Source organism: Pontibacter sp. MBLB2868 (assembly GCF_051904785.1).
Lineage (GTDB): Bacteria > Bacteroidota > Bacteroidia > Cytophagales > Hymenobacteraceae > Pontibacter.
In genome coordinates this window covers 774826-800442 of the sequence record NZ_CP196710.1, presented here as the reverse complement: position 1 = coordinate 800442, position 25617 = coordinate 774826, and the positions used below count along the sequence as shown (strand labels likewise).

General features: G+C 44.8%; 27 protein-coding genes. 13 read left to right on the top strand and 14 right to left on the bottom strand.

The annotated features are described in order from the left end of the window. The first annotated feature begins 54 nt into the window (after positions 1–54). Positions 55–1158 (top strand): hypothetical protein, encoded by a 1104-nt coding sequence (locus ACSX1A_RS03475; protein ID WP_439882224.1) that lies wholly within the window; start codon positions 55–57, stop codon positions 1156–1158. 44 nt (positions 1159–1202) lie between these two features. Here ACSX1A_RS03475 and ACSX1A_RS03470 read toward each other — a convergent pair whose 3' ends face one another. Next, complete coding sequence (locus ACSX1A_RS03470; protein WP_439882223.1) at positions 1203–2399, bottom strand: THUMP domain-containing class I SAM-dependent RNA methyltransferase; 1197 nt, start codon at positions 2397–2399, stop codon at positions 1203–1205. Positions 2400–2551: 152 nt separating this feature from the next. On the opposite strand from ACSX1A_RS03470, the gene murB reads away from it, so the two are divergent. From murB to ACSX1A_RS03455, 3 genes are all read left to right on the top strand, one after another. Beyond that, entirely contained in the window at positions 2552–3568 is a 1017-nt protein-coding gene (murB, locus tag ACSX1A_RS03465; RefSeq protein WP_439882222.1) for a UDP-N-acetylmuramate dehydrogenase, read from the top strand. 87 nt (positions 3569–3655) lie between these two features. Beyond that, a complete protein-coding gene (locus ACSX1A_RS03460; RefSeq protein WP_439882221.1) occupies positions 3656–4090 on the top strand; it encodes a lipocalin family protein in 435 nt (144 codons plus the stop codon). A 28-nt stretch (positions 4091–4118) separates the two neighbouring features. After that, positions 4119–4529: a hypothetical protein gene (locus ACSX1A_RS03455; RefSeq protein WP_439882220.1), complete on the top strand. Its 411-nt coding sequence runs from the start codon at positions 4119–4121 to the stop codon at positions 4527–4529. Between the two features lie 72 nt (positions 4530–4601). On the opposite strand, the gene ACSX1A_RS03450 is transcribed toward ACSX1A_RS03455, so the two are convergent. Further along, on the bottom strand, positions 4602–6998 hold the full coding sequence (locus tag ACSX1A_RS03450; RefSeq protein WP_439882219.1) for an endonuclease MutS2: 2397 nt from the start codon (positions 6996–6998) through the stop codon (positions 4602–4604). A 178-nt stretch (positions 6999–7176) separates the two neighbouring features. On the opposite strand from ACSX1A_RS03450, the gene ACSX1A_RS03445 reads away from it, so the two are divergent. Together ACSX1A_RS03445 and ACSX1A_RS03440 are read left to right on the top strand one after the other, a co-directional pair. Continuing rightward, on the top strand, positions 7177–7626 hold the full coding sequence (locus tag ACSX1A_RS03445) for a YhcH/YjgK/YiaL family protein (RefSeq protein ID WP_439882218.1): 450 nt from the start codon (positions 7177–7179) through the stop codon (positions 7624–7626). Positions 7627–7652: 26 nt separating this feature from the next. Next, positions 7653–8225, top strand: a complete 573-nt coding sequence (locus ACSX1A_RS03440; RefSeq protein WP_439882217.1) for a pentapeptide repeat-containing protein — start codon at positions 7653–7655, stop codon at positions 8223–8225. 51 nt (positions 8226–8276) lie between these two features. Here ACSX1A_RS03440 and ACSX1A_RS03435 read toward each other — a convergent pair whose 3' ends face one another. Both ACSX1A_RS03435 and ACSX1A_RS03430 read right to left on the bottom strand, forming a co-directional pair. Continuing rightward, positions 8277–9332, bottom strand: coding sequence for a serine hydrolase domain-containing protein (locus tag ACSX1A_RS03435; RefSeq protein WP_439882216.1), 1056 nt, complete (start codon positions 9330–9332; stop codon positions 8277–8279). Between the two features lie 19 nt (positions 9333–9351). After that, positions 9352–10545: a carboxypeptidase-like regulatory domain-containing protein gene (locus ACSX1A_RS03430; RefSeq protein WP_439882215.1), complete on the bottom strand. Its 1194-nt coding sequence runs from the start codon at positions 10543–10545 to the stop codon at positions 9352–9354. A gap of 211 nt (positions 10546–10756) precedes the next feature. Here ACSX1A_RS03430 and ACSX1A_RS03425 point away from each other — a divergent pair, with 211 nt between their 5' ends. The 3 genes from ACSX1A_RS03425 to ACSX1A_RS03415 are packed head-to-tail and all read left to right on the top strand — an operon-like array spanning position 10757 to position 12419. Continuing rightward, the gene (locus ACSX1A_RS03425) at positions 10757–11227 is read left to right on the top strand and encodes a GNAT family N-acetyltransferase (protein ID WP_439882214.1); all 471 of its coding nucleotides are present in this window, start codon (positions 10757–10759) and stop codon (positions 11225–11227) included. 30 nt (positions 11228–11257) lie between these two features. Then, positions 11258–12058, top strand: coding sequence for a HipA family kinase (locus ACSX1A_RS03420; protein ID WP_439882213.1), 801 nt, complete (start codon positions 11258–11260; stop codon positions 12056–12058). Continuing rightward, positions 12036–12419 (top strand): DUF3037 domain-containing protein, encoded by a 384-nt coding sequence (locus ACSX1A_RS03415; RefSeq protein WP_439882212.1) that lies wholly within the window; start codon positions 12036–12038, stop codon positions 12417–12419. The genes ACSX1A_RS03420 and ACSX1A_RS03415 overlap by 23 nt, the downstream gene beginning before the upstream one ends. A 62-nt stretch (positions 12420–12481) precedes the next feature. Here the strand turns inward: ACSX1A_RS03415 and ACSX1A_RS03410 are convergent, their stop codons facing one another. The 6 genes from ACSX1A_RS03410 to ACSX1A_RS03385 form a co-directional block, all read right to left on the bottom strand. Continuing rightward, on the bottom strand, positions 12482–13729 hold the full coding sequence (locus tag ACSX1A_RS03410; protein ID WP_439882211.1) for a glutamate-5-semialdehyde dehydrogenase: 1248 nt from the start codon (positions 13727–13729) through the stop codon (positions 12482–12484). 3 nt (positions 13730–13732) lie between these two features. Then, positions 13733–14824: a glutamate 5-kinase gene (gene proB / locus ACSX1A_RS03405; RefSeq protein WP_439882210.1), complete on the bottom strand. Its 1092-nt coding sequence runs from the start codon at positions 14822–14824 to the stop codon at positions 13733–13735. 210 nt (positions 14825–15034) lie between these two features. Continuing rightward, the gene (gene proC / locus ACSX1A_RS03400) at positions 15035–15865 is read right to left on the bottom strand and encodes a pyrroline-5-carboxylate reductase (RefSeq protein WP_439882209.1); all 831 of its coding nucleotides are present in this window, start codon (positions 15863–15865) and stop codon (positions 15035–15037) included. A 369-nt stretch (positions 15866–16234) separates the two neighbouring features. Continuing rightward, complete coding sequence (locus ACSX1A_RS03395) at positions 16235–17011, bottom strand: TIGR02757 family protein (protein WP_439882208.1); 777 nt, start codon at positions 17009–17011, stop codon at positions 16235–16237. Positions 17012–17173: 162 nt separating this feature from the next. Beyond that, positions 17174–18133 (bottom strand): DPBB and LysM peptidoglycan-binding domain-containing protein, encoded by a 960-nt coding sequence (locus ACSX1A_RS03390; RefSeq protein ID WP_439882207.1) that lies wholly within the window; start codon positions 18131–18133, stop codon positions 17174–17176. A 13-nt stretch (positions 18134–18146) separates the two neighbouring features. Next, on the bottom strand, positions 18147–18923 hold the full coding sequence (locus tag ACSX1A_RS03385; protein WP_439882206.1) for a DUF4905 domain-containing protein: 777 nt from the start codon (positions 18921–18923) through the stop codon (positions 18147–18149). Between the two features lie 96 nt (positions 18924–19019). Between ACSX1A_RS03385 and ACSX1A_RS03380 the strand changes: the two genes are divergently transcribed. The 4 genes from ACSX1A_RS03380 to kdsB all read left to right on the top strand — a co-directional run bounded on the left by ACSX1A_RS03380 (position 19020) and on the right by kdsB (position 22026). Beyond that, on the top strand, positions 19020–20372 hold the full coding sequence (locus ACSX1A_RS03380; protein WP_439882205.1) for an NfeD family protein: 1353 nt from the start codon (positions 19020–19022) through the stop codon (positions 20370–20372). Between the two features lie 63 nt (positions 20373–20435). After that, positions 20436–20774: a hypothetical protein gene (locus tag ACSX1A_RS03375; RefSeq protein ID WP_439882204.1), complete on the top strand. Its 339-nt coding sequence runs from the start codon at positions 20436–20438 to the stop codon at positions 20772–20774. Positions 20775–20837: 63 nt separating this feature from the next. Continuing rightward, positions 20838–21179, top strand: a complete 342-nt coding sequence (locus ACSX1A_RS03370) for a hypothetical protein (RefSeq protein WP_439882203.1) — start codon at positions 20838–20840, stop codon at positions 21177–21179. A gap of 109 nt (positions 21180–21288) precedes the next feature. Further along, positions 21289–22026 (top strand): 3-deoxy-manno-octulosonate cytidylyltransferase, encoded by a 738-nt coding sequence (gene kdsB, locus ACSX1A_RS03365; RefSeq protein WP_439882202.1) that lies wholly within the window; start codon positions 21289–21291, stop codon positions 22024–22026. Positions 22027–22104: 78 nt separating this feature from the next. Here the strand turns inward: kdsB and ACSX1A_RS03360 are convergent, their stop codons facing one another. The 4 genes from ACSX1A_RS03360 to gap all read right to left on the bottom strand — a co-directional run bounded on the left by ACSX1A_RS03360 (position 22105) and on the right by gap (position 25540). Beyond that, the gene (locus tag ACSX1A_RS03360; RefSeq protein ID WP_439882201.1) at positions 22105–22452 is read right to left on the bottom strand and encodes a translation initiation factor; all 348 of its coding nucleotides are present in this window, start codon (positions 22450–22452) and stop codon (positions 22105–22107) included. Positions 22453–22516: 64 nt separating this feature from the next. Next, positions 22517–23398, bottom strand: coding sequence for a diacylglycerol/lipid kinase family protein (locus tag ACSX1A_RS03355; RefSeq protein WP_439882200.1), 882 nt, complete (start codon positions 23396–23398; stop codon positions 22517–22519). A gap of 102 nt (positions 23399–23500) precedes the next feature. Further along, positions 23501–24370 (bottom strand): universal stress protein, encoded by an 870-nt coding sequence (locus ACSX1A_RS03350; RefSeq protein ID WP_439882199.1) that lies wholly within the window; start codon positions 24368–24370, stop codon positions 23501–23503. Positions 24371–24547: 177 nt separating this feature from the next. Next, on the bottom strand, positions 24548–25540 hold the full coding sequence (gap, locus tag ACSX1A_RS03345) for a type I glyceraldehyde-3-phosphate dehydrogenase (protein ID WP_439882198.1): 993 nt from the start codon (positions 25538–25540) through the stop codon (positions 24548–24550). Positions 25541–25617 lie beyond the last annotated feature (77 nt).

Sequence of the window (25617 nt, the reverse complement as noted above, 5' to 3'; positions counted from 1 at the left end):
ATCTAATATTTATAGTAGTTTTAGGTTATGTACATCCCTTACTAACCTTTACTTATGAAACAAAAACTTCTACTCTTTTCAATTTTATTCTTCTTTTCGCTCTGCGCATCTGCACAAATTCAGAAAGAACAAGGCCGGATTATCAGGGAGGATGGCCAGGAACTAACAGGTTTTATATCCTATTTTTTCGATAGCCCTGATGAAATATTCTACTGGGATGCCCAGGACGAGAAACATATTTTTTCACCGGACCAAATAACAGAGATCAGATTATTTAGTGGCCAACGATTTATATCTAAACCCTTTAAATCTCCTTCAGCCATTAACAACCAAGTTTTTAAGGTAATTCTTATTACAGATAAAATCAGCTTTTATGTTCGTGAGGGCACTAACAAAGAATTTTATGTAGAAAAAGATGGCACTATTTACAAGCTGGAGAATAACGTTAAATTGATAAAGGAACAAGGCAAAGAATTAAAGTCTTATGATTATCAATATGTAAGCGTGTTAAGCCAACTGTTGTCAGACCGCATGGATTTAGTTAGCAATCTTAATCAGATTAAACTGCAGGAAAAAGATCTATTAAAAGTTCTGACTGAGTATGCGAATGGAGATATCAAATATTACTATACTCCGAACGCCAAAGAAACAAACGAGAATAACTTTTGGTCTGTATACACCCAGTATAGTAACCATGGTAGCAAGAACGCAAATGTAGAAACAGAGGGTTTTTCTTTTGGTTATCAGATTGGCTTACAATATCACTTTGGAAAAGGCACAAGAAGCTCCGTAAAACTTGCTCTTGACAGATCAACTTACAGTTTTTCAGAATCGAATGTTAAAGCTCTAAGCTTAGTTGCAAAATATCAATATGAGTTTTTGAAAAAAAGTAATTATACAACCTACGTTGTTGCTCAAGTCTTAGAATTCGCTAAAACTGATATAGATTATACAGATAGTTGGCATAAAGACTATAAATCTGGTGGTTTAGGCATTGGTATTAGACCTGGTATTGGGATAGAAGCAAAGCCATCTGATAAAGTATCTTTCTTTATCGAAATAAATGATTTGTTATACATGGGAAGTATCCCAAAGAACTTTAGCGTAGGCTTGAACTATAGGTTGGGTAAGACTTCAAATGAACACCTAAAACTTTAACAGATAAAGCAAAAAGAGCACCTTGACTGGGTGCTCTTTTTGCTTTATACTTCCTTAGTCTCTTCTTCTACTCCGCCCCTTCGAGAGCCTCTGTAGAGTTCATACTTCAGCAAGCGGCAGTCTATAGCCCCGTTATACAAAGGAATTCTGCGTGATGTGCGGAGTCCTATACTTTTGGCAGCCTCGAGGTTACCCGTAAATACAAAAGCATCAAAGCCCTGGTAATTATTTTTCAGCGTATCGCCTATGTTTTTATAAAGCAGGTTAATGTCGTCGGATTGGATGCGCTCGTTGTAAGGTGGGTTCATCACCAGAACACCCTGCGCGGCAGGAGCCTGTGTCTCAAAGAAATCGGCTTTCTCTACTTTTATGAGCTGGTCCAGGCCGGCATTTTCAATATTGTTTAAGGCAGCTTCCACATAGTCTGCGTCAATATCGTAACCAATTATCTGCGCCAGCGGCTTATCAAGTACAGCCTTTGCTTCAGCGGTTTTCCAGATCATCTCCAGTAAACCAGCATCGTAATCCTTCCAGTTCTCAAAGCCGAACGGGTCGCGGCGATAAAGGCCTGGGGCTATGTTTTGTGCCATCATGGCCGCTTCGATCAAAAAAGTACCGGATCCGCACATGGGGTCAACAAAAGACGATGTTTTATCCCAACCAGTCAGGCCTATAATACCGGCCGCCAATACTTCATTCAGTGGCGCTACGTTTGTCTGCAACCTATAACCACGGCGGTGCAATGAGTCACCGGACGAATCAAGGGACAGCGTAACCATGTTCTCGTGCATGTGCAGATTAAGGCGTATATGTGGCCTGATCCTGTCTACAGAAGGGCGCTCACCGGTTGCTTTCCGGAACTGATCCACGATGGCATCCTTCGTTAGCTGCGCCACAAAAAGCGAGTGTTCAAAAGTAGAGTGGCTTACAACGGCATCAATGGCAAAGGTTTGATCCAGTCCAAAATACTCCGACCAATCTGTTTTCTGCACCTGTGCGTACAGGTCTTTTTCATCGCGGGCTTTAAAATTGCGGATAGGCTTTAAAATGCGGATGGCGGTGCGGCACCAGAGGTTAGCCTCATAGAGTTGGCGCAGGTTGCCAGAACAGCTTACAACACGATTCCCTACTTTAACAAACTCCATATCAAGGGCGCGTAACTCTTCTGCCAGCACCTCTTCCAAGCCTGCTAATGTAGTGGCTATAATGTTAAAATTGTCGTTCTGAATTTTCTTTGCCATGTACTCAACATTTTATAAAGTGCAAAGATAACCTGAAGAGTTAAGAGTTCTGAATTAAAAGTGAAATGGGTGATGTTATTCCAGCTCATCTCATCGTTCCCATACTTTCAACTCTAAACTACTACCCCTATCTTTGCATAAAATAACTGCCCATGAAGATCCAGTCCGACTACTCGCTTAAACCTTACAATACATTTGGGATAGATGTAAAAGCAAAGCTTTTTGTTAGCTTTGGCTCAGTTAAGGAACTGCAGGATTTGTTGCAGATGCCGGAGTTAAAGCAGGAACAGAAGCTGGTTTTGGGTGGTGGCAGTAACGTACTTTTCACCAAGGATTTCGATGGGGTAGCATTGCTGAATGCTATCAAAGGAATTGAAGTGCTTCGTGAAGATGAACAGTATGTTTATGTGAAGGCTGGTAGCGGAGAAGTATGGCATGACTTTGTTATTTATACTTTGCAGCATAACTGGGGAGGAGTTGAGAATCTTTCTCTGATACCTGGCACAGTGGGAGCGGCTCCTTTGCAGAACATTGGCGCTTATGGTGTAGAGTTAAAAGATGTGTTCCATGAGCTGGAGGCAGTACACCTGGAGACAGGCGAGCTACACACCTTTGATAATGACACCTGCCAGTTTGGCTACCGTGAAAGCGTGTTCAAGAATAAGCTAAAGGGGCAGTACATAGTTACCGGTGTCACTTTTAAGCTGCACAAGGAGCATCATATTAACACGAGCTACGGAGCTATTAAAACTACGCTTGAGGAAATGCGGGTGCAAAACCCAACTATACAGGATGTAAGCGCTGCTGTCTGCCATATCCGCAGCAGCAAATTACCAGACCCAAAAAAGATCGGGAACGCCGGCAGCTTCTTTAAGAACCCCGAGATTTCTTTAACTCAGTTTGAGCGCCTGAAGGCACAGTTCCCGGATATCCCCTCCTACCGTGTTACTGAAACCACTGTTAAAGTACCTGCTGGCTGGCTGATCGAGCAGTGTGCCTGGAAAGGCAAAGTGCTGGGGAACTATGGTGTACACAAAAATCAGGCACTGGTGTTAGTGAACTATGGTGGAGCTAAGGGCGAAGAAGTAAGACAGTTGGCATATGATATCATTGCTTCTGTAGAAGAAAAATTCGGCATCAGGCTTACCCCGGAAGTAAACATAATGTAATTCTCTCCCTTTCAGGCAAAATAAGCGCCATTTGCCCCAACTTAATTTTCATAGCTGCGATATATAGACTTTATCTAACATGCAGCTATGAACAAGAAAATATTACTCACCCAACTTCTCCTTCTCTTTACTATTTCTATCCTGACATCCTGTGGTAAAAAGGATGATCCTGAACTAACCAAAACCGATATGCTGGTCGCCGAAGTATGGAAAGGTGACCAGGTGCTGGTTAATGGGATGGATGTGTCTGAGCGGGAAGAAGTGATTAATGAAATTGGCCGTATCAAGACCGCCAGAATGAAGTTTGAACGAGATGGCACGTATCATGCTACGTATGAGAACAATAATGGCCAGCAGGAAGAAAACGGAACCTGGGAGTTTAACGAAGACGAAACAAAGATGACCTTTGACCTTTACGGAGAAGTAAACGTGGTAAGCCTAACAGACAGGAACCTGGACTTTATGGCAAAAATACCTTTCCAGGGGGCTGTGTTCGATGCTGAGGTAAAGTTTGTGAAATAAACTATTGTACAACATAAAGCCATGTCCTATGCATCAGCTACGATACGTCTCTTTTTTACTTGTACTCTTCACTATTGCACTTGTTGGTTGCGATAAAGATGAAGATAAAGAGCCAACTAAAACAGATTTACTGACTTCTGTTACCTGGAAAGGGAACCGTGTATTTGTAGACGGGCAGGATGCAACAAGCTTTGTTGATGTGGATAATACATCCATCAAATTCGATAAAAACGGAGAATATACGTTCGTTTTTGATGGTGATCAGATCCAGGGCAACTGGGAATTTTCTTCTGATGAACAGAAAATAATTCTTGATAAGGGCTCACAAGATGAAACTACTGTAGATCTGCTACTACTGACAGCATCTAATCTCAACCTTAAATTTAACCTGGAAGATACTTCAGGAACATTTACCGTTGAGGTTAGATTTATTAAATAGTATCAGCACTATTCTATACCAAAAGAGGCCCCTTAATAAGGGGCCTCTTTTGGTATAGAAAATAAGGTTTTTTTACTTCAGAACTGCTACAGTAGCGCCGTTTCCTCCGCGTTCTTCTGCCTCATTGCCCAGACTGGCCACTTCCGGCACGGCATACAGGTAATCGCGCACCACCTGGCGAAGTATACCATTGCCACGGCCATGGATGATCTTTATCTCAGGAATACCTAACATGATGGCCTCATCTGTAAAGTTCATTACCCTTGTTAAGGCATTCTCAGCATACTCACCTCTAATGTCCAGGGTTGTAGTAAAGTCGGCCATACGTTGCGTGATGTTCATGCCACGCGTGTATCCTCCAGCTGATGATGTTTTCTCCTTTTTAGGCTTTGTTGCGATCTGACCTTCTATTTTTTCAAGTCCTTCAACTTTCACGATCGTCTTAAGTCCGCCAAAAAGCACCTCGGCTGTTTTGCCTTTTATACTTACTACCTGCCCCACTGAATCCTGGCCTATCAAGGCAACGTTATCGCCTTGCTTTATACTTCCGTTGGCAACACGTTTGTGTGCAGGGCGCGGCTCATCTTTGCGCACTTCCTGCGCAAACACCTCAAGATCACGGCGTGCCTCCTTTGTCTGCTCCTTCTCTGCCTGGCTCTGCTTGATCTGCTGTATCGTAGACTCAATCTTCTGGTTTGCATCCTTCAACAGCAGCTTCGCTTTGCCTTTGGCCTCGCGCATAATATCCTGCTTGCTGTCTTCCAGAAAGTTCTTCAGGTCATTATAGTCTTTCACATTGCGCTTCAGCTTTTGCTCCAGCTTACTTGCTTCCTGCAGCTTCTTCTCCAGTTCCTGTTTCTCTGTCTCCAGTTCTTCCAGCAAGCGGTCATAGCGTATCTTGTCCTTACCAACCAGGCTGCTGGCCTTATCTACAATATGCTTTGGCAGCCCTATTTTTCGGGCAATTTCAATAGCAAACGAAGAACCGGGTTTACCGATCTCCAGTTGATACAGTGGCTGTAAGTTTTTATGATCGTAACGCATTGCCCCGTTCACAATGCCCGGTGTGCGCTCTGCATAGTTTTTCAGGTTAGTATAGTGCGTGGTTATCACACCGTATACTTTGCTGTCATTCAGGGTTTGCAGTACCGCCTCGGCTATGGCGCCGCCAAGGATAGGTTCGGTACCTGTACCAAACTCATCTATCAGCACCATGCTTTTGCTATCGGCCACTGTCACAAACTTCTTCATGTTGGTGAGGTGCGAGCTATAGGTACTCAGGTCGTTCTCGATAGACTGCTCATCCCCGATATCAATAAAGATATCATGGAATATACCAGCTTCCGAACCACCTTCTGCAGGAATAAGCATGCCGCATTGCAGCATATACTGCACCAGGCCAACTGTTTTTAAGCTCACTGACTTACCTCCGGCGTTAGGGCCCGATATAATAAGCATGCGTTGCTCCTTGTTTAGCTCGAGGTCCATGGGTATGGTTGGCTTCCCTGCCTGCCTGTGCGCCAGAAAAAGCAAGGGGTGTATAGCCTGCTTCCAAAGGATATGCGGGTATTTATGCAAAACAGGCTTACTGGCTTCTATCCGGCGCGCAAAAGCCGCTTTAGCCCGGATAAAGTCCAGAAGCCCCAGGTATTGGTATGCTTTCCGTAACTCTGGCACATGGTGACGCAAGGTGTTGGTCAAACCGATCAGGATACGAACCAGCTCACGATGGTAAGCGTTCTCCAGGTCTTTGATGTCGTTGTTAAGCTCAAAAATGGATTCCGGTTCTATATAAACCGTCTGTCCTGTGCTCGACTCATCATGGATCAGGCCTTTGATCCGGCGCTTGTATTCTGCTATAACAGGTATAACCAGGCGTCCGCCGCGTATGGTCGGCTCCACATCAGAGGGTGTCCAGCCTTCATTTTTAGCATGCCTGATTATGGATTGTATCTGCTTCCGAAGCACAGCTTGCTGCGCTATAAGGTCACGCTTCAGGCGCTGTAATTCTGGTGTGGCATCATCGCGTACGGCTCCTGCATCATCAACCACCTTATCCAGGGCTGCAATAAGTGAACGCTCTACGCTTATGTTGGCACCAAGTGCTTTCAAGGCTTCAAACTTCCCTTCCTCAGAACCGGATATAAACCGCAGCGAGTCGCGTATGGTGCGCAGCGACATCTTTATCTCGAAAAAGTGTACCACATCCAGGTAAGCACCTTCGATCACAGCACGGTCCAGGTAAGGAGTTACGTCAAAGTAGTGCTGCAGCGGAATCTCTGCGTCAGATTCCAATAATTCTTTAAACTCGTCGGTTTGTTGAAGCAGCCGTTCCACCAGGTCGTGGCGGTTCAGGAATTGCATGCGGTTTACGAACTGGCGGCCCAGCGGACTCAGGCAAAGCTCTGAAAGCATCTCACGGATCTGCGCAAACCCAATCTTTATTTCAAAATTCTCTGGATAGATCAATGTTATCTCTTAATTTGTGCAAAAATAGCATTTTATAACAAGTAAAGGGGTGTATTTCGTTCGATTCATGCTACCTAATACTGACTATGTAAAAAGTATTATGCCCTTGTGACAAATGATCTTTCATACCTCTAGAACTAAAAAACTATAAACGCTTACTTCTCTACTTTTAACTAATATGATTTTAGATAAACTACCCAACGCATCACGCTATTATACTTTGCACCCCCTGTTTGAGCAGGCTTTCCGCTTCTTGCAGGAGGCAGATCTGCGTTCACTGCCATTAGGGCAGCAGGCTATTAAAGGGCGAGAGTTGTTTGCCATCATCTCGGAAGGGACCGGCACAACAGAAGAAAATGCGAAGCTTGAAGTACACCGCAAATACATAGATATTCAATATGTGATTTCCGGCACAGACCATATGGGTTGGAAAGACCTGGCACAGTGCAGTGAGCCAAGCGAACCATATACGGAAGAGCGTGAAGCGGCATTCTTTCCGGATAAGACAAAAAACTGGTTTGATGTTCCGGCTGGGTCATTTACTATTTTCTACCCCGACGATGCCCACGCCGCTATGGTAACGGAAGAAAACGTAAGAAAAGTGGTTCTGAAAATTGCTGTAAACTAGCTGTTACGGAGGGATTATCAGGAGAAATGAATACGACAGATACAGCAGACAGTAATTTCTCAGGTATTGATTTTACTGAGAAGCAGCTACAAAAAGGGGCGTATGAGAACTGCACATTCAGTAACTGCCTCTTCGCACATGCTGACCTTGCAGGTATAGCTTTCATAGACTGCCAATTCAAGAACTGTGACCTCAGCATGGCCAATTTGCAAGGCACTGCCTTTAGAGATGTTGCTTTTGAGGATTGCAAACTACTTGGCCTGCACTTTGAGGACTGCAACAACTTCCTCCTCTCCGTTAGTTTTAAAGACTGTCAGTTAAACTTGTCGTCCTTCTTTAAGCTAAACCTGAAAGGTACACAGTTTACTAATTGCAGCCTGAAAGAGGTTGATTTTAATGAGGCTAACCTGACAAGCGCCTTGTTTAGTGATTGCGATTTGGCAGAGGCCACATTTGAGTTCAGTGTGCTGGTAAAGTCAGACTTACGTACAGCCTATAATTATAGCATAGACCCAGAGAAGTCTCAGATCAGGAATGCAAAATTCTCTTTACCTGAGGTGTTGGGGTTGCTCAGCAAGTATGATATTGATATACAGTGAGCCTTTATGTGAACGGGCCGTTCACTTCATACAAGTCCTGTACTTTAGTACTTAACGTGTCAGGTTTAGAAGTTGCCTTACCAGCCCTGACTCCGGCCTGAGTTTAGGGTATGGCTGTAGGGCATCTAAAAGCCCTGTAAGCAGGTGCGGGTTATCTGCTATATTTGAGAGGCATGCTACCAGTGAGTTGTTCTCAGGAATACGGATGACAAGATTGCTGAATCCACAGGTGTTGCCAGTGTGGTACATTTCAAAGCTCCCGTTTTTGCGTCTGGCAAAGAACCACCCCATTCCGTAGTGCCAGCCAGGGCTGCCGGGAATAGTTGCGTTAACCTCCTGCAGCACACGCTCTATCATAAAAGCACTGTTCTGCTCCAGAGCTTCGTGCCATTTAAAATAATCCTGCACCGAAGTATAAATGCAACCATCTCCTTTTGTTGCTGTGCAAATGCTTTGATCTGAGAAGATAGTCTCCCCTGCTGCATCAGAAGCATATCCCATTGCCCTTTCCGGTATCTCTAACCCAGCCTCATAAAGCCTGGAACCAGACATACCTAAAGGCTCAAAAATGTACTGCTTCAGGAACACCGCATACGGCATACAGGCTACCTGTTGCACAACCAATGCCAATAGAACGAAACCTGTATTGCTGTAATAGAACTGGCTGCCTGGTTCAAAGAGGTTGCTCCCCTGGGATGAAATTAGCCGAAGCACCTCATCGTCACTCACTTGATCCTGCCTGTTATCGTCAACAAGTCCCTCATAATCCGGTAAGCCTGAAGTATGGGTAAGCAAGTGTCGTAAAGTAATTGGTTTGCCGGTCATTCTGAAACCAGAAAAAAACCGATCCAGCCTATCCTCATAGTTTAGCAGGCGTTGCTGCACCAGCAGTTGAATGGCCATGGCAGTAAACTGTTTTGAAACAGAGGCTAACCTGAAATTGGTAGTTGGTGTAATGGGCATTGCAGAAGCCATGTCAGCCACTCCGAAGCCTCTTTCATACAGCACCTCCCCCTCTGAAGCAATTAGTAAGGCTGCACCTGGTTGACCATTGCAATAGGTCTGCTGCATCAGTTTATCAAAGTGCTCGGCAAGGGTAGTCTTCATATTTTAATGCGCACCTTCATTATTGAAATTTGTAGTCCAGGGGAAGCATTTCGCCCACTTTTTCCCAACCCCAATACCCTTCTAATAGCACATCTAATGGCTCCGATACACTGCCATTAGGCTCTAGTTGCACACTGCCTGAATGCAGCGATATAACAGATGTTTGGTAACTGGGTTTACCGGACTTGCGATCGCTGAACTGCAGCAGATATGCTAGTTCTTCTTTCTCGCCAGTATATACTACCTGCATGAAATCTGCAAAGGCTAAAGTCGCTGTAGCGGCTTCAGTAGTAAGGTACGCTTCATAAGGAACAGGATTAATATCCAGGCTTTGTATGAGTTTGGGAAGCCTCGCCCTTGAAAGTATACTTTCATTTTCATTGTCCGGAGCATTGCTTGTACCTGACAGCCTAATCGCAGCCCGGGCTTGGGCTATTTCTTCATCAGTAGGTCGGTTCGGGTTGGGTATGCGGTACAGGCGGCGCAGGTTAAATCCCTGTTCTGCCAACTGCTTCTTTTGCAATGCTCTCACAAAATGCATGAAGGAGCCACTATAAGCCTTTTCCCGATTTTTACTCCATCGCTGCAGCTTGTTGTTCCCTCCCTGCATCTGTATGAATTTAGGATAACCCAGAAAATAACAGTAGTTCTCTCTGAAGTAAAGTTTAAAATCAGTGAGCAGGTATTCTATGCGATAGCCCAAAGCTTTATTATCTATCAGCAACACATCCTTTGCCTGTACATCGAGCACCCCTTCCTGCGAATCATACACAATGATAAGTACTTCAGGGTTAAGAATTTTACACTGCTGCCCTAGCTTGCTCCTTCCTAGAAAATTCTGTTTAAAAACCTCCAGGTTATAGTACCACTCTTTATCACGTTTGGCTGTAATTTCCACCTCGCCCAGGTTAAAAGCCTTCGGGGCAAGCTTAATAAGGTAACTCGGTGCCAGGCTATCGGCTTTTACCTGGTAAATAACCGGTTCATAACCAATAAATGAAACAACGACCTCATACGTGCCTACCCCAACACCTAATGTAAACTCGCCCTTTTCGTTGGTATGAGTGCCTGTAGTGGTATTATTCAGGTAAATAGAAACAAACTCAAGAGGCTCATTTGTCTGATTATCTATTACTTTTCCGCGTAAAATACTTTGTGCATTAACAGTGATGCTGCCAAGTATGAGCAGTAAAAGCAGTATAGTTCTAAACATCTGGCACTTTCTTATTGAAAAGATAAGGTAGTAAATATGGACTGGCAAATAAAACGTTTGATTGCTTTTTGTCTGAAAAGTGTGTGCTAAACTCCTGCGCTTCTGAGCGTAGTATACAAGTGGTTTTTTGCCGCGTTAAATTTCTAAAAAAATCACCTTTTTCTTGTTTATACTTGTGCTTTAAAAACGATTCTTCTTAAAGGATACAGAAATGGGCGAACTTATTCGAACCGATTCGGACAGTACGGATTTCAGGAAGCTTGTGACCTTACTTGACCATGACCTGCAGTTTAGGGATGGAGATGAGCATGCCTTTTTCGCTCAGTTCAATAAGCTGGATAAGATCCGGCACGTGGTAGTGGCTTACCAGGATGGCAAGCCTGTAGGCTGCGGCGCTTTTAAGGCATATACCACAAGTATTGCTGAAATAAAACGGATGTTTGTGCACGAACTTTACCGGGGCCAGGGCATTGCAATGCGCATACTTCACGAACTGGAGAAGTGGGCTTTAGAGTCCGGCTACACAACCTGTATCCTGGAAACAGGTATCAGGCAGCCGGAGGCAATAGGGCTGTACCAAAAGTGCGGTTACAATATTATTCCTAACTTCGGACAGTATGCCGGTGTTGAAAGCAGCGTGTGTATGCATAAAAAGATCAAAGTGATTTCGGCTGCACATTAAATTTAGCAATTGGCAAGTAGTACCTAACGTATGAAGTATACCCCAACTGAACTCCGAACCGTAGAGGTGACCCGCTATGTTACCCCTTTGCGTGAAGGAGGCTCACTGCCAGCACTGGTAGAGGCCGATGATGAGTTTTTGTACGTGCTTAAGTTTCGTGGCGCTGGCCAGGGCCTTAAGGCACTGATCGCAGAACTTATTTCCGGCGAAATTGCCCGTACACTGGGTTTTAAAGTACCGGAACTGGTTTTTGCTACCCTTGACGAAGCATTTGGCCGCACCGAACCGGATGAAGAAATTCAGGACCTGCTCAGGGCCAGTGAAGGACTGAACCTGGCCCTGCACTACCTGTCCGGTGCCATCACCTTCGATGCCCTGGTAACTACTGTCGACGCCAGGCTTGCCTCTCAGATCGTTTGGCTTGATTGCCTGATCACGAACGTAGATCGCACACCTCGCAACACCAATATGCTGATGTGGCACAAGGAGCTTTGGCTGATCGACCATGGGGCTTCACTATACTTTCACCATGCGGGGTATAATTGGGAAGAGCAGGCAAAGCGGCCATTTGTGCAGGTAAAAGACCATGTACTTCTGCCACAGGCTACTGAACTGGAAACAGTGGATGCTGAATTCAGAAGTATACTTACGCCGGAGCGAATTCAGTCCATTGTCGAACTGATACCCGATGAGTGGCTCCAAACCATCGACTCACCATTCGATTCGGTAAGTGAGCACCGAGCGGTATATGCCCTGTTTCTGGAAACAAGACTCAAACACACCGAACTATTTATAAAAGAAGCGCAACATGCCAGACAAGCACTTATTTGAGTACGCTGTAATACGCGTAGTGCCGTGCGTTGAGCGGGAGGAATTTATCAACGTCGGTGTTATTCTTTATTGCTCCTCCAAAGGATTTCTGAAAACGAAATGCGAACTGAACGAGCAGCGACTATGCTCTTTTTCTGATAAACCGGATCTGGAAGAACTGAAAGAAAGGTTACATGCCTTCGACAGGATCTGTGCCGGCCACAAGGAAGGGGGTACTATCGGCGATTTGCCAATTGCTTCACGCTTCCGTTGGCTTACCGCCACCCGCAGTACCGTTATACAAACATCTCCGGTGCACCCGGGCCTGTGCACAGACCCACAGGAAACCCTTGATAAGCTTTACCACCAACTGGTAGTATAAAAGCAGCAGCGGCCCGCAATAATATTGCGGGCCGCTGCTGCTTTTATACGTTAGGTTTACCTTTAAGCTCTTACTTGGCCTTTGCCTTTAATAATCCATTTATAACTTGTCAGTTCTTCCAGTGCCATTGGTCCACGGGCATGTAATTTCTGAGTGCTGATACCGATCTCAGCACCTAGCCCAAATTGGGCTCCGTCTGTGAAGGCTGTGGAGGTATTGGCATATACTGCGGCGGCATCCACGGCTTTCAGAAACAGGTCAATGTGTTCCTCCTTATCCGATATAATTGCCTCGCTATGCTGCGAAGTATAGGTATTAATATGCTCTATGGCTTCGGTTAAACCGGCAACTGTTTTAACAGACATCTTTAGCGAAAGGAATTCTGTTCCAAAATGTTCTTCCGTGGCCTCTTGCAACAGATCGGCAGGATAGGCCCCCTGTAATGCAGCAAAGGCCGCTCCGTCAGCAAATAGCTTTACACCTTCTGCTGCCAGCCCTTTTCCGATCTCGGCCAGGTCAGGTAAACGATCCTCATGTATTACCAGGCAATCCAGTGCATTGCACACACTTACACGGCGTGTTTTTGCATTAATTATAATATCTTTTCCAGTGGTAAGGTCGGCATAGGCATCAAAATAAGTATGCACTATTCCTGCACCGGTTTCAATAACAGGCACCTTCGAATTTTCACGCACATAATTGATCAGCCCCTGGCTGCCCCGTGGAATAATAATATCAACATATCCTACGGCATGTAGCATTTCGTGTGTGGCCTCCCTTTCCGGGGGCAGTAGCTGCACAATGTCTTTATCAACGCCGTTTTGCTCCAGCACCTGGTGTATCAGTTTCACAATAGCAGCGTTGGAGCATTTGGCATCACTGCCACCTTTTAACAGTAAAGCATTACCAGACCGCAGGCATAAGCTGAATACATCAAAAGTAACGTTAGGCCGCGCCTCATAAATCACACCGATCACACCTAGCGGTACCGACACTTTTTTCATTTCAAGCCCATTTTCCATGCGCCGCTCCGTAAGCACCCGACCCAGTGGAGAGGGCAACTCAGCTACGTTGCGTATATCGTTTGCTATACTAGCAACGCGTTCACCGGTCAGCTTTAACCGATCATACTTCGGATCATTTTCATCCATACGCTCCAGGTCCTGCTGGTTCGCCAGCAGAATAGCATCTGTTTCTTTCACAGCATTTGCAGCAAGGTCTTGCAGCACCTTCGTTACTGTATCTTCAGAAAGCATGGGTAATTTCCTGCTCGCTTGTTTTACACGTGTAAATACTTGTTGCAAAGCCATATATTATAGGTTATGATATTTAAATAAGTATAAATAATTGTAATGGATGATGGGTTTCTGCTTACTCATTCCCACTCTTTCGGCAGCTTTTCTGGAGCCGTATTCTGCTTTTCCTAGTCCTAGTTTCTCACCGTTCTCATCCTTTATCCTGACAATATCTCCTTTCGAGAAATTGCCTGTAATGCCAACTACTCCAACAGGCAATAAACTGGCGGCATCTTCAGCATGTAAAGCAACACGGGCTCCATCGTTCACTATCACTTCCCCTTTGGTGTAGTTATCGCTATGGGCTACCCATTTTTTTGGATTTGGCTTGGATGACTCCGGCTCAAAGTAAGTGGCCTTTAGCCTGCGGTTATAAAAGTCAAGCAGTACATCATCGCGGTTACCATTGGCGATGTACACATGAATTCCCAGGTAGGCAGCTTTCTTCGCCATTTTCATTTTACTGCGCATCCCTCCCCTTCCGAAAGCAGACTTTGTGGTAGAAATATAGCGGCTCACGCCAGATGTTTTGCGGCTGATACGCTCAATGAGCCGTGAATCCGGGTCATCCGGATGTCCCTGGTAAATGCCGTCCACGTTAGTGAGCAGGATCAGCGTATCCGCATCGATCATGGCGGCTGTCATACTTGCCAGCTCATCGTTGTCAGTGAACATCAGTTCAGTAACAGCCACGGCATCGTTCTCATTTATGATTGGGATGATGTTATGATTAAGCAAACCCTGCAGGCAGTCCTTGATGTTGAGGTAATGGCGCCGTGACAGGAAGTCCTGGGGCGTAACTACAATTTGAGCTATCTGCTGCCCAGCCTGCTGGAATAATTCCTTGTAAGACTGTACAATGTCTATTTGACCTACTGACGCAAGTATCTGCTTTTGTACCACCGACTCAGTTTTATCGTCAAACTTGATCTTGTTTCTTGCAAAGGCTACGGCACCAGAAGAAACAAGCACCACCTGAATGCCTTTTTCTTTTAAAAAAACTATTTGTTTGGCAAGCGAAGCCATGCGTTGCCTGTCAGGCGATCCATCGTCTTTTGTGAGAACATTAGAACCTACTTTCACAACAACTAGCTGTGGCTGATTATCCATTTGGTAATGTCTAAAAAATTTGATTTCGAATGTGATGTAGCATTTCTGCTGACCATGAGCAGGTAAACCAGGAGCCGGTTATCTTGCAGACCGCTGGTCGATCAGGTAGCACATGGGCAGAAAAACAAATGCTGCTCCAGGGTAAAGCATGGGCATAGTTTATAAGCTACGGTGCTTACCCCAGAACAGCATGTATATAAAAGCAGCGGCTTAAGCCATTTCGGCTTCCTTCTCCCGCTGCTCCTTAAGGTCTAATATTCTATTGTAAGAGCCTACCAGGCCCTTGATCACCGCAGAGCTCAGTCCCTGGTGTTCCATTTCGTTTAAGCCGGTAATGGTGCATCCTTCCGGTGTGGTTACTTTATCAATTTCCTGCTCCGGATGAGACTTGTTAATAGTAAGCAAGGTTGAGGCTCCTTTACTTACCTGTACGGCAATTTTCTGGGCATCCTCGGCATCAAGCCCTAACTGTATTCCACCCTGTGTTACGGCACGTATAAAACGCATGTTAAAAGCGATGCCGCTTGAGCACAACACTGTAGCACCTGCCATCAGTTCTTCTTCAATTATCAGCGTTTCGCCGAGGCAATTGAAAATCTCCTGCACATCGTCCTCAACTACCGCTGCTTTCTCATTAAACGCAAGGCACGTCATGGACTGATGAACGGCAATAGCGGTGTTCGGCATACTTCTTACGATAGCAAAATCACCTGCCATTTTCTTGATGCCATCGATAGTAATACCTGCAATCACACTGAGCAGCACATGTTTTTCCGGATCAAGGTGAGGCTTAATGTCCTTCAGCACGGTTTCGAGGTGTGCCGGCTGAACGCAAAGCATGATGTAACGGCAGTTTCTAACAGCAAAACTGTTGTCGCTGGTTACCTGTATTCCTTTGTCTTTCAGGTGTTGTAATGACTTCGTGTTTCTCCTGGTCACATAGATGTTCTCCGGCTGGTATTGCCCGTTACTTAATAGTCCTTCTGCAATTGCTTTACCGAGATTTCCTGCTCCCAGGATGGCTACGTTATCTGTATGCATTCTTCTTTTTTTGTACTATGATTTACAGCACTTCTAAAGGAAGCACTGCATTAAAATACGTTGATGAGAATGCAAAAGTACAAAATTTAAGCTGCGAATAAAAGGCGGCACAGGTTGGCCCTCTTTCTCTGATCATCTAAAAATAGTATTATCTACACATTTCAACGAACAGAAAAATCATACTTGAAAGGCACTCTATCCTGCTTAAGAACCGTTGCTGCTGTTCCGTATTTTAAGGCATAACTGGGCAGATAGCCGTAAATTAGTGCATATTTCAATTAAGTGAACCGGAGCATGAAAAGGTACTCCTTTTTCAGGTATCGGAGTTTGTGATATCTGCAGATACAAAAAAGTTTATTTTTTTATCTGCTAGAACCGCTCTTCTACTCCGAGGCCAAACAAGGCATAATCATATTTCACGGGGTCAGTTGGGTCAAAAGCCCTGAGATGTGCTGTCAGCTCTTCGGCCGTCTGCCAATCCATTCCTTTCCGGGTAATCAGACCCAGCTTACGCCCCACCCGCTCCACATGCACATCGCAGGGACAAATAAGGTCGCTCATTTTCATGGTATTCCAGATGCCGAAATCTACACCGCAATTGTCGCTGCGCACCATCCAGCGCAGGTACATGTTCAGGCGCTTGCATGCAGATTTGCGGGCCGGTGTGGCAATGTGTTTCCGGGTGCGGTGTGGTGCATCTTCCAGGCTAAAAACCAGATCATGGAAATGCTCAAGCCGCTCTTTCTGCGATTTCAGTTCATGGTTTTTACCTGTAAAAGCTGTTTCAAGGCTTTCGTTATTTGTATAGTACCACTTAAAGAAATGCAAGAGGTAAAGCAGGTCGGTATCGTTAAAGGTACGGTGCTTAAAGCCCAGAAAACGATGCAGGTCCTGTTCCTGGTGCTCAAGTATAAATTGGTGCGGTGTATTGTCCATCAGCTGCATCAGCCGTACACAGTTATTAATGATCGTTTTTCGCTGACCCCACGCTAAAATCGCAGCGAAAAAACCGCTGATCTCAATATCCTGTTTTTTTGCAAAGCGATGAGGAATAGACACCGGATCGTTCGGGATGAAATCCGGCCTGTTATACTTCTTTACCCTGTCGTCGAGCAAGGCTTTAATGGCAGCATAATCTTTGGTCATGTGGTAAAGTACGGGAATTTGATAGTAAGTTGTTTTAGTTTACCTGCAAGGACCTTATGGGCTTCATACTTCCAGGTCAAGTCCCGTTATAAGCAATAGCTTAAAAAAACAGGAGCCTGAACATTACTGCCCAGGCTCCTGAAATATCGTGTATAAGTTAAATTACGGCATATAAGAAAGCTCTACCCTGAACTTCTGATCAACGGCACCGAGTTTCTGATAGGCTTTCTTTGAAACACGCACCACCACTTTTTCATTGGCACCTGTATCAGGAAGTTTTCCGATCACACGAACATAAACCACCTGGTTGTTCATCGCATTTTTTACCTGCATGATAGTCCCGACAGGGGCTGTTTTGTGTAAAGCCAGGTATTTGTTGGTATCGGTTTTAGGATCGATCATTTCGGCCATTCCGTTTTCAACAATGCGTTTAACGATCGTATTATCTTCTTCCTCTTTTTCTTCGATACGTTCGTTAGAAGGTGTTGCCGTTGCTGATTCTGTTTTAGAGGCAGGAACAGAGGCTGACGCTGTGGTTTCGGAAGAACTAGTAGACTCAGAGGCTTTTGGCTTTACCATTTCGTCATCTGGTTCCGGCATGTAAACTGGCTTTTTAGTAGGGTTTGCCATTCCTTTGCCAACTATTAACTGCGCCCCCACACTAATACTATTGTCTTTCAGACCGTTCCAGCGTTTAATGTCATCCACACCAACGCCGTGCAATCTTGAAATAGAATAAAGTGTTTGGTTAAGTTCGACTGTATGCAGCTTATTACCCGTTTCATTTACCGTATAAGTTCTGTTGCTGGCAGCAGGTGCAGTTTTAGCAGCTGAAGCTACAGCGTTAGAAGTCACATACTTACGGGGAATAAGCACGATTTCCCCTATTTTGATAGTCGTTTCCACACTTGGGTTAGCATCTACGATCTGTGAAACCGGAATACTGTATTTTCTGGATAAAGCATACAGTGTTTCTTTCGGCTCTACTTTGTGTTGCACAAACACCTTTCCGTTTTTGCGCGCCACACCAACCGAATCACGAACTGACGACATATCAAATGCATTTGCCGAAAAAGAGAGCAAGGGCGCTACTGCAAGAGTAACTAGTAAAGTTCGAAGCATGATTAAAATTGTACTAAGCTAAAAGTCGGTATACTTTCAGGATGTGCTTATCCTGCAAGAAGTATAAATTAAGGTTAAAGATAAAAAAAGTATCTGAACCAATGCCACTTAATCCGCTTCCAAGTTTTGCTTTTAATTGCAAATCCCCATCTAAAGTAAATGCAGCCACAAAATTTGTTAGTCCAGCGCTTTCGTTATTTTCATAATAGCTGAGAACAAAGCCAAAAGGTGTCTCTGCATACTCAATAGCCCTGACAGGGATGATGCTGTGTTGCGCATTCAGAAAATCCCGCACCTGCTCAAAATATTCCTCCCCTTCCAGGTAAACTGCCGGGTATATGCAAGCTGCATAGCGGTCATAGCTATAGGTTTCACGTTGATAGGAGGCCTCCTGCTGTTGTATGCCAGTGTTCAGAAACTGTCCTGTTTTGGGTTGAAGCACCTTGAATTCTCCTTCAGGCTTTTCCGCAGGATAAGCAAGTATACCATCCTGAAGTATTCCATAAAAGGTATATTCAGGCTGCTCCCACTGCACTTCACCACCCACAGCTGCCAAGGCTGTTATCCCCTTGTGCTGGCCAATTTTACGGTCTCCGTAGCCGTGCAGGAACACCATGCCAAATTGCGCATCCTCCAGGCCCATCCACCAGCCCTTAGATGGCTGTACACTTAATTTACTAAGCGCAAAGCTATTGGTGTTCAGGGTGTAAAAAGTAGCAATCAACAGGTCAGCGTCCCGCACCTCAAGGGCAAGAAACTCATCAGCAGTATCAATGCGGATACGCCACACCGGAGCCTGAAAGTCGTATTTAAATAGTAGTGTAAAAATAGCTTGTGTTTTTTTGTTATCTTATTGCCACATTGGCCCTAAAACCTGCCCTAAATTATGAAATCCTATCCAAAGCATTCGCATTTGAAGCTGCTTTACCTGTTCTTCCTGCTGCTGCTACCCTTCTCTATTTTTTCTCAGGAAGTAAAACCTAAAGTATTTGTGATGGAGGTGACGTCTGAGATAGACCCGCGTACCAACCGCTACACAGAGTTAGCATTTGAAGAGGCAACCGAAGCAGGCGCTGATCATGTTTTGCTCGTGCTTGATACATTCGGGGGAGCCTTAAATGATGCGGATGAGATACGGAAGCGTATCCTGGAATATCCAAAGCCTGTTTATGTGTTTATCAACAAAAATGCGGCCTCGGCTGGTGCGCTTATCTCCCTGGCCTGCGACAGCATTTACATGGCTCCGGGTGCCAACATTGGGGCAGCTACAGTGGTAGGCGCGGACGGGGAGGCTGCACCGGGTAAATACCAGAGCTATATGCGTTCTATTATGCGCTCTACAGCAGAGGCAAACGGCCGTAACCCTCACTTAGCCGAGGCGATGGTAGAAGCAAGTGTTGACAGCACCTTGTCGGCAGGGCAGGTACTCACCCTCACAACGACAGAGGCAATAAAATATGGCTTTTGCGATGGAGTGGCTGTTGATGTAAAGGGTGTGCTGGCAGAACTTCACCTGCAGGATGCAGAAATCATCAACTATCAATTGAGCACGACCGATAAAATCGTTTCTTTCTTTCTCAATCCGTTCATCAGCGGAATTTTACTTCTTGTGATTGTAGGCGGACTTTATTTTGAACTGCAGACACCAGGCATTGGCTTTCCGTTGTTAGCAGCAATTGTGGCCGCTATTTTCTATCTGGTACCCTATTACCTAAACGGACTGGCAGAGAACTGGGAAATCCTTCTTTTCGTGGTTGGCCTGATTCTCATTGCGTTGGAGGTGTTCGTAATACCTGGCTTTGGAATTGCCGGTATCAGCGGCATCATTCTTACTTGCGTGTCGCTGGTTTTAATTATGGTGAACAACCAGAGCTTTGACTTCACTTTTGTACCATCCGAGAACCTGACAAAAAGCCTGGTGTCTGTAGTGGCAGGAATGCTGGGTGCTGCCCTGGTCATTGCCCTCACCTGGAATCGAATTATAAGCAGTAAAGCCGCGCAACGTGTTATACTTACCAACACTTTTAACAGCAAAGAGGGCTACCGATCTGCCAATACAGCGGAGCATTTAGTTGGCAAAACCGGCGTCGCCCATACCCGCATGACACCCTCCGGACGTGTGATGATAGATGACACGCTTTATGATGCGCAGGCACGTGACGGATTTATTGAAAAAGGCGAAACAGTAGAAGTAGTAGACCAAAGCACATTTGCTTTAAGGGTAAAGCGGGTTTCCTGATAAGTAGTGTAAGCACCTCATAACAAAATATAAAATAGAAAAAGAAACCCAATGCAACACTTTATGAAATCTGCCTTTCTCATTTTAACCGTTCTGACAGTTGCCATGGTATCGTGCCAGCAAGCTGCAAAGCAACAAGGAAGTACCAAAACAACCAATGCCACTCTCTTCTGGACAGGTGAAATAGCGGCCGATGGTTGCGGCTTTGAGGTAATGATCGACGGGAAAAATTTCCTTCCTCAAAATGAGGATGCCATACCTGCCGTTTATAAAGAAAGTGATAGCACGCAGGTTAAACTAACCTATATGCCGCTACCGGAACCTATTGACAGGCGATGTGGCATGTTGCCCCAGCCAAGGGTAATGGAGGCTATCAGAATTATCTCTGTTGAATCTCTTTAGTTTATTTTTAATAGACTGCAACCAAAAAGCGTATTCGTGAATCATGTGTTAAAAGAACAGCACATGAAAACAACTACTATATTATTCACCTTTGCACTACTTTTCAGTTCACCAGGGTTCATCTCCTGCAGTAAAGACACTGAGACAGATGGAGCCACATTAGAAACTGTAGAGGCTACTTTATTTTGGTCCGGGGATTACGCTGTTGACGGTTGCGGTTTTACATTAACTGTTGATGGCGCTTACCAAAAACCTGTTAATGAGGCTGATATAGCTAATTCTTACAAAACTAATACTCCCACTCAGGTAGAAGTAAAACTGATAAACTATCATAAAAATGTAAAGGCATGTCAGACGGGCCTGGACATGAATAGCATTAAGATCCTGGATATCCGGCGGAAGTAACCCTGCTAAAGTATAAGACTAAAGCAGGTGATAGTGGTTAAATTGGATGAGTTGTGTAACTTTGACTAACACATGACCGCTTTAAAAACCAACTAAACCCACTACCACTATGGATGTACTTGGAATTATACCTGCCCGCTATGCCAGCACCCGCTTTCCGGGTAAGCCATTAACTGATATCAAAGGTAAAACTATGATCCGGCGGGTATATGAGCAGGCCAAAAGCTCTAGCCTTACGGATGTTGTAGTGGCAACAGACGACCAGCGCATACTGGAACATGTATTAGGTTTTGGGGGGAAAGCGGTAATGACTGCCGAGCATCACCAGAGTGGTACAGATCGCTGTTTTGAGGCATATAAGCAGTATGATCACCCTTTTGAATACATCATTAATATTCAGGGGGATGAGCCTTTTATACGTCCTGAGCAAATTGACCTGGTTGCTTCTTGTTTTAAAGACTCGCGAACACAGTTGGCAACCCTGATCAAAAAAATAGAAACTGCCGAAGAATTGTTTAATGTTAACGCTCCGAAAGTGGTGCTGAACAAAGCAAAGGAGGCTTTATACTTCAGCCGTCAACCTATACCCTACTGCCGTAATGTGCCTGATGATATCTGGCACCAACAGCACACATATTACAAGCACATCGGTATTTACGGCTACAGAGCCGACATCTTGGAACAGATAACACAGCTCCCTCCTTCTGAGCTGGAACTGGCAGAGTCGCTGGAGCAGCTGCGCTGGCTTGAGAATGGCTTTCGCATCTCTACCGCCATCACCGAATTTGAAACGATAGGCATTGATACACCTGAAGATCTGGAAAGAATCAGGGAGTATTGGAACTAGACGCCTCGTATAAAGAAACTCATATTGCAAACAGCGGGAGATCAGCTACATTCAATTGCTGGTATACCGCTGTTTTTATCATCCGCCGGCCTTTTTCACTTTGTAGCCTGCGCTTTGCAGCACCTGCAATGCCTTGTCTCGGAAATCGCCCTGGATCAGGATCTCGCCGTCTTTAACAGAGCCACCTACACCACACTTGCTCTTTAACAGCTTGCCAAGTTCTTTAAGGTCATCCTCGGTGCCAACAAACCCGGTCACTAACGTTACCTGCTTGCCCCCCCTGGACTTTTTATCAAGCATTACTTTCAGGTTCTGTTGCTGCGGAGGCAGGGTCTCCTGTTCCTGCTCCTGGTCATACTCATAATTAAAGTCTGTACTGGTGGAGTATACCACACCTTGACGGCCTTTCTTATTCTTATCTTTCATTTTCTATTTTATTTAACCTGCAATTGATCCTGCTTGCACTTTACCGCTTACAAAGTATAGTAGTTTAAGGCACCAGCACCTTCAGCGACAGAGGTTTCATCTCAACTTCAAAATCTGTTGCTTTACCCTTGTAATCACCATCGGCGTGAAACATCATGGGCTCCTCTGTTTCTACTTTTACGTGCGTTGTTTTAAAATACTCGGCACTATCTACATTCGCCAATTGCTTTGTAATCATGCAGTAACTAAGGTGTAAAGCCTTCACCAGATCCAGCTTACGCACAAGGCAAACATCTAACAGCCCATCCTGAATATCAGCCATGGGCGCTATGTAGGCATTATTACCATACTGGGCGGCATTTGCAAAAGCCATTACATAACAGTTGGTATCAAATGAGTTATCGTTAATCCGGGCTTTTATAGGCAAGTGCTTATAGCTGAGAACTTCTTTCATTACTAATTCAACATACGTCTGTAGTCCCCGCTTTTTATTGCCTGCAAAAACAGAACTGATATAAGCATCAAACCCTATACCTGCAGTAGTAAAAAAAGCATGTCCGTTTATACTTCCACTGTCTATAGTGGAGATCTGCCCCCGGTTCAGTGCCTTCAAAGCCCCGTCTAAACCCATGGGTATTTTCAGATGACGCGCCAATCCATTTCCGGAGCCTTTCGGAAGTATTGCCAGGGCAGTTTCTGAATACAGCAGGCCTTGGGCAACTTCATTTACTGTACCATCCCCTCCTACAGCTACTACAATCTCATATCCTTTGTCTGCCGCCTTCCTGGCAAGTTCAGGTGCGTGACCTGCATGCGTAGTGTAAACGATGTCGTGTTTAAACTTTTCGTGGTTTAAAAGAGACTGAATACGTGCAGCCACATCTACACGACTCTTTGGCCCTGAAACAGGATTTACAATAAAGCGGATATGCGGACGAAGGCTCATAGGTAAAGGTTTTAAACCCAAGTAGCAAAATTACCTTTTCCGGCTGACAATAAAAAAAGCCCGGCACATCATATGCCGGGCTTTTCTGTACTTTAGGCCACTTCACTTTAAATGAAATGTAAGTACCGGTATTTTTGTATGGTTGACAAGGTCCTCGGCAATACTTCCGCTTAGTAAATGAGATAAGCCTGTTCTGCCATGTGTTGCCATCATGATCAGGTCCGCTTGTATATCATTTGCGAAATGCAGGATGCCATCTTCCTCTATTACATCGTTGTACACATTAATGGTATAGTTCTCCAGGCCATACTTGTGAGCGGCGTGCTCTAATTTTTGTCTCAGATTCCCGCTGGACTCAAAAGCCCCGGGGGTGTTAATATATACTAAGTGAATCCTGGCTCCAAATAATTTCTGAAACTCTATAAAGCGATCCACTGCATAACGCACTTCACGCTTAAAGTCTGAGGCCAGTACGATCTCCTTAACTATAAACTCGGGATCACGATGCTTTATGGTTAGAACCGGACAGTCGGCAGAGCGCACCACCTTTTCGGTATTGGAACCTACCAGGAACTCATCGAGCCCACTTGCCCCTTTAGACCCCATCACCACCAGGTCTACTTCATCCTCTTTTATTGTTCGCTTTATTTTGCTGATCGGCCTGTCTACTACCACTTCCTCCACTACATCAATACCTTCATGATCCAGAGAACGGATCAGCCTTGTCATGTTTTGCTTTGTCGTTTCCAGCATTTGCATCACATACACCTGCTCCATACCATCGCTTGGCAAACTTGTATCACCTGTCGCACTGAAGCTGCCAGACATGTTGTAATTTGTAGCATAAGGCATTTCTACCACATGCAGTAGTTTAATGGCCGCACCTGTTTGCCTGGCAATGCTTAAAGCAATTTCGTAAGCGTTTCTGGCGTGCTCCGAAAAATCAGTAGGGACTAAAATTCTTCTTATCATTGGATTAGCTTTTAGTATAAATGCCGGTTATGAGTATAAAAGTATTGTCATTTATGAATATAAACGATGACTTTTATCACTTTATACTTATACTTTACCAATGCAGTTGTTTTTAAAGTAAAAACAAAAGCCCGACCTTTTCAGGACGGGCTTTGTCTTATAAGTGTAAGCTGTTGCTTAACCGATACGTGTGATCAGGTCAGCAGCTCTGTTTGAGTAACCAGCCTCATTATCGTACCAGCCAACAACTTTCACAAGTGTTTCGTTAGCTGATGTCATCTCTGCATCAAAGATACAAGAGTGTGTGTTTCCGATAATGTCGATAGATACGATAGGGTCTTCAGTGTATTCCAGGATACCTTTCATTTCCCCTTCGGCAGCTTTCTTCATTGCAGCATTTATTTCTTCTTTCGTAGCTGGCTTCTTCAGAACAACAGTAAGGTCTGTAAGTGAACCATCCGGAATAGGAACGCGCATTGCAACACCATCCAGTTTACCTTTCAGGTGTGGAAGCACAAGTCCAACAGCCTTTGCCGCACCCGTAGATGTAGGCACGATAGAATAAGCAGCAGCACGAGCTCTTCTTAGATCACTGTGCGGCGCATCCTGCAGGTTCTGGTCAGCAGTATAGGCGTGTACTGTTGTAATATAACCTTTCTCTATTCCGAAAGTATCATCCAGTACTTTCGCCATTGGAGCAAGGCAGTTAGTTGTACAGGAAGCGTTAGAAACTATTGTCTCATCACCTGTAAGAACTTCTTCGTTCACCCCAAGTACTACAGTTGTAATATCCCCTTTAGCAGGAGCAGAAATAACTACTTTCCTAGCGCCAGCCTCTAAGTGGCCGCCAGCACCTTTCTCATCTACAAATCGACCAGTAGACTCTAAAACTACATCAATACCTAGTTCACCCCAAGGCAAGTTTTTAGGCTCACGCTCAGCTGTGATCTGGATTTCCTGGCCATTTACCACGATACCCTTATCAGTGGCCTCAACAGTGCCATTAAAACGACCGTGCACAGAGTCGTACTTTAACAGGTGCGCCAGTGTTTTGGTGTCAGTAAGGTCGTTGATAGCAACAACCTCTACATTCTCCTTCTGTAGCAGCGCCTTAAATGTAAGTCTGCCGATTCGGCCAAAACCGTTAATTGCAACTTTTATTTTAGACATATTATCTAAGTTTGAGAGTTTTGATTTATGGTGCGAAGTTACAATTACCATAGTGTAAAACCAATATTTTTTTCTCA